The sequence below is a fragment of the Neolewinella aurantiaca genome (assembly GCF_008014675.1).
GTDB classification, from domain to species: domain Bacteria; phylum Bacteroidota; class Bacteroidia; order Chitinophagales; family Saprospiraceae; genus Neolewinella; species Neolewinella aurantiaca.
In genome coordinates, this window is sequence record NZ_VOXD01000071.1 from 1 (window position 1) to 5377 (window position 5377).

3 protein-coding genes are annotated in these 5377 nt (G+C 50.8%); 1 reads left to right on the forward strand and 2 read right to left on the reverse strand.

The window, feature by feature from the left end; all coding sequences use genetic code 11:
- Positions 1 to 320: 320 nt before the first annotated feature.
- Entirely contained in the window at positions 321 to 3107 is a 2787-nt protein-coding gene (locus FUA23_RS21865; protein ID WP_222707084.1) for a carbohydrate binding domain-containing protein, read from the forward strand.
- 164 nt (positions 3108 to 3271) lie between these two features.
- On the opposite strand, the gene FUA23_RS21870 is transcribed toward FUA23_RS21865, so the two are convergent.
- Together FUA23_RS21870 and FUA23_RS21875 are read right to left on the reverse strand one after the other, a co-directional pair.
- The gene (locus FUA23_RS21870) at positions 3272 to 3841 is read right to left on the reverse strand and encodes a uracil-DNA glycosylase family protein (protein WP_147932910.1); all 570 of its coding nucleotides are present in this window, start codon (positions 3839 to 3841) and stop codon (positions 3272 to 3274) included.
- 15 nt (positions 3842 to 3856) lie between these two features.
- Positions 3857 to 4996 (reverse strand): thioredoxin family protein, encoded by a 1140-nt coding sequence (locus FUA23_RS21875; protein WP_147932911.1) that lies wholly within the window; start codon positions 4994 to 4996, stop codon positions 3857 to 3859.
- Between the last annotated feature and the right edge of the window lie 381 nt (positions 4997 to 5377).

Genomic DNA, 5377 nt, shown 5'->3' on the forward strand with positions numbered 1-5377 from the left:
GATGTCTGATATCGTGACGGCCTATCGCAACGAACGCATAGCGTATCACCTTTTGGACAAGTGTGGTGTCGACCCACACACGCCCAAAATGCAAGCGGTAATTGCAGAGCTTAAAGTCTTTGGTGCCCGAGCGGCCTAAAATCGTAGCGGACCATTGAGTTACGGACACGCCCATTTTAAACCTCATGAATTTTAAACCTACAACAATTGCTATTTCTGGTTCAGTTGTCATAAGGCTTGCGGGTCTCTTGCTCATAGCTATGCCGTTGCTATTGGTTGGCCACAGCACCGGTGTGGCAAATACCTCGGTAGATTGTTCTTTGATAATTTCAACCAGTAGCAACGCATTGTGCAACCAGTCTTCGGGGAGCATCACTTTCAGTAACCTGAGCTCTGTTGATCATTGGGAACTGTACGGGGATGGAGTGTACCTGTTATCAGACGCAGGAAGTTCTTACACTGTTTTTAATTTGGCCGCCGGGGTACACGACTATGTGATATGGAGTTACGATGCAAACTGGGAAAACCCCTGTTGTCGGGACTTTACGACAACCATTACCGAGGACTGTGAAGAACAGAACTGCCCCAACCTGTTGATCAACGGAGATCTCGAAACGGGCAATTCCAGCCCCTGGACTTTCTGGGAGCCAACGGGTTCCGTCACTATAGATTCCGCGAACCCTCAGGAAGGGGCATTCGCGATTAAACAAACCGGAGGCGTTGCCTCTGCTGAATATCAAATTGGTGGACTGTCTGCCAACACGGAGTATGTCTTTTCCGGCTATGCCTTAAGGAGTGTCCCAAGTGATGATGTTGTGTTCGGAGTAAAAAATCATGGTGCGGCCGTGGTGAGCGCCCCGGTTGACTCTGTGGGGTATAAACTCATCTCCATCAACTTCACCACAGGCGCAAGTAGTACCTCCGCAACTTTATTCTTCTATTCAGAAATTCTCACGGGGGTTACCTACGGAGACAATTTTAGTCTGGAGGCGGTTACCTGTGAAACCTCAGCAGAGTTGCCGCAGGGAACATACTACGTAGATGCTACGGGAGGAAACGATGCAAACGACGGACTTTCCCCTGCTACCGCCTGGCAAAGCCTGAGCAAAGTGAACGCAAGCAGTTTTAGCCCGGGTAGTACTATTTTGTTGAAGTGTGGTGAAGTATGGAACGAACAACTCAAGCCAACAGTGTCGGGTACTGCAGGCAATATCAACGTTATTGACAGCTACGGAAGTTGTCCTGATAACGCCAGTAAACCTCACATTGCAGCGGACGGACAATTTCATATCCCCGTACATTTTTATAATGTTGCCTACTGGGAGATAAACAGCCTGCAAGTGTCTAATGATACGCCAGACAACAGCGAATACACCGGCGCGCATGGCATACTGCTGGAAATAAACAACTTCGGAACGGCTGACCACTTATACGTTCGCGATTGCTATATCCATGACATCGATGGGAACAATGTAAAAGGAAGCAGGTCTAGTAATGGATATCGGGAAGGAAACGGGATCATGTGGAAAAATACAGGGGGAATCATATCGGTTTTCAATGACCTTGTTATCGAGAACAACGTACTTGAACGAGTAGACAGAAATGGAATTAAAGGGGAAGGCTATTGGGAAAGAACGAACTGGCACCCCAGCACAAACCTGATTATAAGAGGTAATGAACTAACCGATATTGGCGGCGATGGTATTGTAGTCATCGCTACGGACGGTGCGTTGGTAGAGTATAACACTCTTAAATACTTCAGAATGAGGCCGCCTTTAACCCAGAGAGATTGTTCTGCAGGCATCTGGGCGTGGAGTGCTGACAATACATTGTTTCAGTATAATGAGTCGGCATTCGGCTGGGGCAAAGATACCTGGGGGTGTGACGCTCAGGGGTTCGATGCCGACGCAAACTGCATAAACACGACCTTTCAGTATAATTACAGCCACGACAATGACGGAGGCTTTACGCTGGTCATCAACTACGAAGAGGACGCTCCTTCATCAACAAAGCTCATAAACACGGTATACCGGTATAACATAAGCGTTAATGATGGTGCATATAAAAAGCGACTAATTCAGATGACCGGGGCCTATGACGAATGCTATTTCTACAATAACGTATTCTACATGGGAGAAGGGACAGACATTGAAGTCCTGTTGATGGAGACATGGCCGGATGGCTATCCACTCCATACGGGGTTCTACAATAACATCTTCTACCTCGCCAACGGAGCTACGGCTACCTACTCTTCTGCCGGAATGGGAGGGGTGGAGTTTGGAAACAACATATTTTACGGGCCGGGACACAACAACTTATCACAGATAGTAGCGGCTCCCATCACTTCAGATCCGCAGTTTGTCTTGCCGGGACCTGGTGCTGACATTGACGACCTGGCGGGCTTTATGCTGCAACCCAATTCTCCCGCTATTGATGCCGGGTTTACCATTACAGACCTCGGCCTCGATATCGGCACACAAGATTTCTTTGGAGGCAGCAACTTGATCGGCGATCATCAGGATATCGGTTGTGCCGAAAACTTAAGCGGTTCTGGTAGCCTGCCCGTTTCCTGGGCAGGTTTCAGCGCCGTTGCCCTGGGAGAAAAAACCGCCCTGCTAACCTGGGAAACTATAGGAGAGGAAGACCTGGCCCGTTTTGTGGTGGAAGGCTCTGCTGATGGTCGGGATTTTACCGCCATCGGGGAATTGGCTGCGGCCAACACCGCAAACACTTATACATTCATTGATGACGACGCATCGTCGCCTTTATCCTACTACCGGGTCGTCGCTATTGATTTTGATGGCAAAGAGAATCACTCCGTAATAAGAGAAGTTACCTGGCAGGTCGGGAATAAGCAGGAGGTCAAGGTTTCTCCAAACCCGATGTCGGGAACGGACCTGACGGTGGCATGGATGAGTCCGAAAGAAGAGAATGTAGGTTGGTGCATATACAATACCTACGGCCAGGAAATCAATAAGGGAAATGTGGGCGCAAACGCGGGTGCAAACGAAGTTAGATTAGCCTTGAGTAACCTGCCTGCAGGGATTTACCTCCTCAGACTACAGGGCTATAACTGGGATTGGTCAGGGGGTATTCTCCAGCGTTAATTCCTACCCTTTGTCCAGGAATGGAATCTACGGGGGCATTCTTCAGCGTTCAATACGCCGCAATGACTGGGGGCTTCTTATAGTTACTGGTAAACGTTGATCCATCTCCGGAACGAGCTACTGTCCGGTTGTCCGAAAAGCGCTTCAAGGCCCCGCCTGCCCGGCTAAAGCGCCTCCCCAACGATAGCCTTCAGCACAGGAAGAACCTCTTCTCCGAACCAACCATTCCGCTTCAGCCAGATATTGTTCCGGGGGGAAGGGTGGGGTAGTGGGAGGTAGGTCGGTAAATAAAGCTCGTGGTTCCTGACGGTCTCCGTCAGTGTCCGCTTTTTCTGCTCACCGAGGTAATAAGACTGAGCGTAGCTTCCGATCAGGAGCGTTAGGCGGATGTTCTTCAGGTTTGCGAGTAAGGGCTTGTGCCACAGGGGAGCGCACTCCGGGCGGGGAGGAAGGTCGCCAGATTTTCCCTTGCCGGGGTAACAGAAGCCCATCGGGATGATGGCAAAGTTCTTCGTGTCGTAAAAAGTGTTCTTGTCCACCCCAAGCCATTCGCGCAGGCGGTCTCCGCTTTTGTCGTCCCAAGGAATACCCGTACGATGGACGATGCTTCCCGGTGCCTGACCAATGATGGCGATTTTGCTGTCTTCGTGGGCTGCCATGACCGGGTTCACGCCGTTGATCAGGTGAGGCAGGCAGACCTTGCAGCCCCTGATATCTTTTAGTAATTTTTTCATCTCCGGAACAAGCTACTAAAAAAGCATTCTCTCTACCTCGCTGTCGTATCCGCCGATCACCTTTTCCACGGTGCCCTTCTGGTCTATCAATACAAAGGTGGGGAAGCCGGCTACTTTAAAGTTGTCGTTCATCCGGCTGTTCTCACCGAAACTGGTGAACGGAAACGCTTTCTTCTCCAAATAAGGCTTCAGGGCAGCGGCATCGTTAACCGGGCTGCTGTACACCAACTCCACATCGTCTCTGGTGGCAAATTCTTTTTTCTTCATTTCCCGGAAAGCCAGTTCACAATTGCTGCAGCCGATGAAGCCGAACATTATCACCGTTTTCTTACTGCTCTTGCCGTAGAGCATTTGTCTTTTTGAGTTGATGTCGGTATAGTCGGCCCGATGGAGTTGAGCTCCGGGTTTGATGAGCCCTGACCGGCGCTCCTCTTTGTCGGCGGCTTTGCTGACTTCCCGATAGGCCATGGACCGGTGCCGGTCTGCGTCGCCAAATTCATGTAAGTCTTCAGAGAAGGAGTAGTCGGTAAAAAAGTAATCGATTACCTGGCTGGTGTCTCCCCCAAGGTGAGAAATTTTACGGATGCGGTCCACCACTTTCTGCTCTGGGTCGAGGAGGTACACGTAGGTGGTGTTCGGGCCGCCGGCCGCGGGGGATTTGGTCGTTTGGGAATAAGAGTACAGCTTCCTGCCATTGATGATTGTGTCCGATACGAGGTCTACTGCGGCGGGCTCCGGCAACGATTTAGGATCGCCGTGGAAACTCATGGCGTGCGCGAAGTAGTCAGGGTTGTTACCAATTTCAGCGGCAGTGGTACGGATCACCTTGCGTTTGTTGTGGTCGATTTTCAGCTCATCCTTTCCGTCGTACAGAACGGACGAACCGGTGCCCTCGGCAAAGAAGGCGAACCCGAGGTCGCTACCAGGCAGCCAGGAGTAGGTGATGTCCATCGAATCAGCCCAGGTCGAACGTGAGTAACGGTTGTCCCAGGCAGAAGTGAAACGGTAATGGTGAGTTGGGGTGGTCAGCATCTTACTACGCGTTGCTTCCAGCACCGAGATGGCGTCGGTCGTGTTTTCGCCGGGCGCTGGTGCTTCGCAGTGGGTCAGCAGCAGCGCGGTCAGGGCGAGGATTAATGCGGAGAATAACTTCATCGTTGAGTTGGATTGAGCGCTTGTAACGCGATTGTCGGGGGGGGAGGGAGCATTCCTGCCGTAAGGATTGAAACCAGTGCAAAAGGCATTTCTGGTACGCCGATGATAAGTACAATCTCAGTGCGTATTGGTTTCCTGATGGAACTCATGCAAAAAGCCTGAAATCTACTTGACAAGGCACTAGCAAAGATAGGGATACAGGTTATGGTTGGAGTGTGACCTAACAATGGTCCGCTACGATTTTAGGCCGCTCGGGCCCCAAAGACTTTAAGCTCTGCAATTACCGCTTGCATTTTGGGCGTGTGTGGGTCGACACCACACTTGTCCAAAAGGTGATACGCTATGCGTTCGTTGCGATAGGCCGTCACGATATCAGACATC

Bases quoted from the DNA above. Each gene is read 5' to 3' on its own strand.
- FUA23_RS21870 (WP_147932910.1), bottom strand. From the start codon at position 3,841: ATGAAAAAATTACTAAAAGATATCAGGGGCTGCAAGGTCTGCCTGCCT.
- FUA23_RS21875 (WP_147932911.1), bottom strand. From the start codon at position 4,996: ATGAAGTTATTCTCCGCATTAATCCTCGCCCTGACCGCGCTGCTGCTG.